Source organism: Massilia sp. YIM B02769 (assembly GCF_030411995.1).
Classification (GTDB): domain Bacteria; phylum Pseudomonadota; class Gammaproteobacteria; order Burkholderiales; family Burkholderiaceae_D; genus Telluria.
This window is the reverse complement of the sequence record NZ_JASNRC010000050.1, coordinates 1-473: the sequence shown is the minus strand read 5'-3', so window position 1 is coordinate 473 and position 473 is coordinate 1. Positions and strand designations below refer to the sequence as shown.

The window sequence follows — 473 nt, the reverse complement described above, 5'->3', positions numbered from 1 at the left end:
CCGGTGCTACTCTAGAAAGGAGGTGATCCAGCCGCACCTTCCGATACGGCTACCTTGTTACGACTTCACCCCAGTCACGAATCCTACCGTGGTAAGCGCCCTCCTTACGGTTAAGCTACCTACTTCTGGTAAAACCCGCTCCCATGGTGTGACGGGCGGTGTGTACAAGACCCGGGAACGTATTCACCGCGGCATGCTGATCCGCGATTACTAGCGATTCCAACTTCACGCAGTCGAGTTGCAGACTGCGATCCGGACTACGATACACTTTCTGGGATTAGCTCCCCCTCGCGGGTTGGCGGCCCTCTGTATGTACCATTGTATGACGTGTGAAGCCCTACCCATAAGGGCCATGAGGACTTGACGTCATCCCCACCTTCCTCCGGTTTGTCACCGGCAGTCTCATTAGAGTGCTCTTGCGTAGCAACTAATGACAAGGGTTGCGCTCGTTGCGGGACTTAACCCAACATCTC

General features: G+C 55.2%; 1 rRNA gene. It reads right to left on the bottom strand.

From position 1 onward, the window contains the following. Positions 1-15: 15 nt before the first annotated feature. A 16S ribosomal RNA gene (locus QPK31_RS26135) occupies positions 16-473 on the bottom strand; the annotation flags it as partial.